We start from the raw sequence: 3881 nt of genomic DNA on the forward strand, positions 1-3881 counted from the left end.
AACCACGTCTTTACGCTGAATATATCCGATATGATCTGCGATACGACGATTGCTCGCCTGCCCGCCTCCAACGCTGACACTAAACTCTATCCCGCCATTTTGACGTTTAGCCGCCGTAAAGGTCAAATCCTGAACTTCATGTGAAAGACAATGCTTGCTGCACCCGCTCACCCCAACCTTGAACTTTCGAGGAAGATTGGAAAACGCCCTATTCTCTCGGTACAAATCATTCAATGCATCGACCAGATCACGGACATCATCGACTTGGTCTTTATCGATACCGTTTACCGGACAGCAGACGATATTACGCGGACAATCTCCCGCGGCCTCGATGGTACTAAGTCCAACGGCAGCCAATCGGGCGAAAATTTGCGGAAGATCCGTCACTTTAATCCAGTGAAATTGGATGTCTTGGCGTGTTGTCAAATCCGCCGTATCCCGTGCCAACTCTTTGGATATTTTCCCGATCTCTGCTAACTGCTCGCGATTGAGATAGCCCCCCTCTACTTTAATACGAAGCATAAAATAGAGAGTCTCATCTTCAGGACCTTGAAGATTTTTATTTTGCGTATACAAACCATACCATTTAAAACGGTCGATATCTTCGGGGTCGATTTCCTCCCCGCTTATCGCATAGCGGGCAATATCGTCTAAAACATCCAATCCGTCTTTTTCACTTTTGATTCGCTCAACACGCTGGGCTTTTGTTTCTGAAGCCATTCGTTACTCCTTATGTAACTATTTCGGCATTCCAATGAGGGAAATGACGTCGAACAAGGGCGTTGAATTCTACCTCGAACTCGGACGCTCCACCTACTTTTTTAGCCTCTTTTTGTGTACTGCCGGTAATCATTCCCGCAGCAACTGTGTTGTTGGTAATTTTGTCAATCAGGATAAATCCTCCCGTTTGACGATTTTCTTCATACGTATCAAAGACCAAAGATGAGCCCAACACTAAACGAACTGAACCAATGTCATTGAGTCCCAATTCATGAGCTTCATGATGGACCTGCGTATTGACATCAACACGATAATCAATCCCCTCTACTACAGCAGAGGTAACTGTTGACGCTCTTTTAAACAAATAGCTTTTCCCTACAATAAAGGGCTCTTCATCCATCCAAACCAAATTTGCCGTAATCGCATCCGATACACTGATGGGTGCACCCGTTTTGATGATTATATTTCCACGGCTGATATCGATCTCTTCATTCAGTGTCAACGTTATCGCTTGCGCGGTAGATGCTGATTCTAAATCTCCATCATACGTCACAATCGCTTTGACCGTAGCATTTTTCCCCGATGGCAATACCGTTATACTCTCACCAACACTGATACTTCCCGAAGCAATCGTCCCGGCAAATCCTCGAAAATCGAGATTGGGACGGTTAACATACTGGATCGCCATTCGAAACGGTGCATCCGGCGATGGCGCAGACAGAGGTACCTCTTCGAGATGCTCTATCAATGTCTTACCCTAATACCATGGAGTATGAACACTGCGGGTAACAACGTTATCCCCCTCCAGCGCAGACATCGGTACTGAATAAATTTTCTCTATCCCAAGTTCTTTTGCAAATGCACGATACTCAGTATCAATTTTTTCAAACACATCCCGGTCATATTTCAAGAGATCCATTTTGTTAATCGCAACAACGACATTGCGAATCCCTAAAAGACGAACAATAAACGAGTGGCGGCGCGTCTGCGTCACAATCCCGTATCGAGCATCAATCAAGATAATCGCCAAATCTGCCGTCGATGCACCCGTAGCCATGTTGCGCGTATATTGCTCATGCCCAGGGGTATCCGCAATAATAAATTTGCGTTTATCGGTCGAAAAATAGCGATACGCTACATCGATCGTAATCCCCTGTTCCCGTTCACTTTGAAGACCATCCACAAGGAGTGCCAGATCGATTCTATCCCCTGTCGTCCCCGATTTTTTACTGTCATTTTTAATACTTTCGAGCTGATCCTCAAAAATCATTTTGGAATCGTGCAAAAGTCTTCCGATTAACGTACTTTTGCCGTCATCGACACTGCCGCACGTTATAAAACGCAACAGCTCTTTATGTTCTTGTTCATGCAGATAGCTTTGAATATTTGAAGCTATCAAATCCGATTGATGTGCCATTAAAAATATCCTTCAATTTTTTTCTTCTCCATGGAGCCTGCCTGATCGGCATCGATCAAACGACCTTGTCTCTCGCTCGTTTTAGTCAGCAACATTTCCTGAATAATATCAGGAAGTGTCACCGCATCACTTGCAACCGCACCCGTCAACGGATAACAGCCCAGCGTTCGAAAACGGACATTCTCGATAACAGGGATTTCTCCCTCTTCCAGAGGAAACCGTTCGTCATCGACCATTATTTTAACCCCGTCACGTTCGACCACAGGTCTGGGCGCGGCAAAATAAAGAGGAACAAGAGGGATCCCTTCGAGATAAATGTATTGCCAAATATCAAGCTCTGTCCAATTGGACAACGGAAACACCCGTATACTTTCCCCTTTATGAATGCGCCCATTGTAAATATTCCACAATTCAGGACGCTGTTTCTTAGGATCCCAACGATGGTTTTTGTCACGGAACGAGTAAATCCGCTCTTTGGCACGGCTTTTTTCTTCATCCCGTCGCGCTCCACCGAAAACAGCATCAAATTTATGCTCGTTCAACGCCTGTTTAAGCCCCTCTGTTTTCATGATATCCGTGTAAACAGAACTCCCGTGTGTAAACGGGGTAACCCCTTTTGCAACTCCCTCAGGATTCACATGCGTCAACAGCGTTAATCCAAGTTCTTCGATACGTCGATCACGAAACTCGATCATCTCTTTAAATTTCCACGTCGTATCAACGTGCAAAAGTGGAAACGGTAACTTTGAAGGATAAAATGCCTTCAATGCCAAATGAAGCATCACAGAGGAGTCTTTCCCGATAGAATAAAGCATCGCCGGATTTTCAAATTCAGCAATGACTTCACGCATAATATGGATCGATTCCGCTTCCAATACTTTAAGATGGGTCAGTTGTTCTTCAGTCATATTACATCCTTTACAATTTCATTAAAATTCATACAAATAAGGCCCAGTCGGCCAAGTCCTCGCGTTGCGACGCACAGTCGTCTCCGCATATTTGACGCAAAATCGCCAATAAAACAGTCATAATCAGCCTCCGTTTAGGTGCAATCCGCACTCTTTATGTTCAGGGTTTTCCCACCACCATCGCCCGGCACGTATATCTTCTCCCTCTTTTACTGCGCGCGTACACGGAGCACATCCGATACTCGGATACCCAAGATCATGCAATGCGTTATAAGGGAGCTTATTTTCTTTGATACAGTTCCAAACGTCTTCTTCACTCCACTCGATCAATAAATTAAGTTTGATCAATCCGTTTGCTTTATCCCACTCGACCAGTCGCATCGTATCTCGCGTCGGTGATTGAGCACGTCGCAGTCCGGTTATCCAGACATCCAATCCTTTTAATGCCCTTTGCAGCGGAGCGATTTTACGAACATGGCAGCACATTTTTCGATTTTCGATACTCTCACGAAATCCGTTGATCCCTTGACGCTGATAAAGAACTTCAATATCCGCAGTATTGGGAAAATAAACATCAATCTTGATGCCATATTTTTTATTTGTCTGATCCATAACGGTATACGTCTCTTCTGCCAATCGCCCCGTATCAAGGGTAAATATTTTACCCTTAGGATTTTGTCTTAGCAGCAAATCAGTCAAGACTTGATCTTCCGCTCCAAAGCTCGTAGCTAAGGCAATCTTCTCTTTATAGGTTTGGGCAAAATATTCCAATATTTTCTCAATCGGTTCATTTTCAAACTTTTTGTTCAATAAATCAATCGTATTTTTCATCGTTA

3 protein-coding genes and 1 pseudogene are annotated in these 3881 nt (G+C 44.2%); all 4 read right to left on the reverse strand.

Going from position 1 to position 3881, the window contains the following annotated elements:
* Positions 1-720, reverse strand: a 720-nt coding sequence (locus M0P91_RS14930) for a nitrite/sulfite reductase (RefSeq protein WP_295069251.1), incomplete at its 3' end; no start/stop codon positions are given.
* A gap of 10 nt (positions 721-730) precedes the next feature.
* Positions 731-2137: pseudogene (gene cysN / locus M0P91_RS14935) on the reverse strand (sulfate adenylyltransferase subunit CysN).
* The gene (gene cysD, locus M0P91_RS14940) at positions 2137-3045 is read right to left on the reverse strand and encodes a sulfate adenylyltransferase subunit CysD (RefSeq protein ID WP_295069254.1); all 909 of its coding nucleotides are present in this window, start codon (positions 3043-3045) and stop codon (positions 2137-2139) included. Before cysD ends, cysN begins: the two are co-directional and overlap by 1 nt.
* Positions 3046-3168: 123 nt before the next feature.
* Entirely contained in the window at positions 3169-3876 is a 708-nt protein-coding gene (locus M0P91_RS14945; protein WP_295069257.1) for a phosphoadenylyl-sulfate reductase, read from the reverse strand.
* Positions 3877-3881 lie beyond the last annotated feature (5 nt).

The organism is Sulfuricurvum sp., assembly GCF_023229695.1.
Taxonomy (GTDB): Bacteria; Campylobacterota; Campylobacteria; order Campylobacterales; family Sulfurimonadaceae; genus Sulfuricurvum.

Bases quoted from the DNA above. Each gene is read 5' to 3' on its own strand.
- cysD (WP_295069254.1), bottom strand. From the start codon at position 3,045: ATGACTGAAGAACAACTGACCCATCTTAAAGTATTGGAAGCGGAATCG.
- M0P91_RS14945 (WP_295069257.1), bottom strand. From the start codon at position 3,876: ATGAAAAATACGATTGATTTATTGAACAAAAAGTTTGAAAATGAACCG.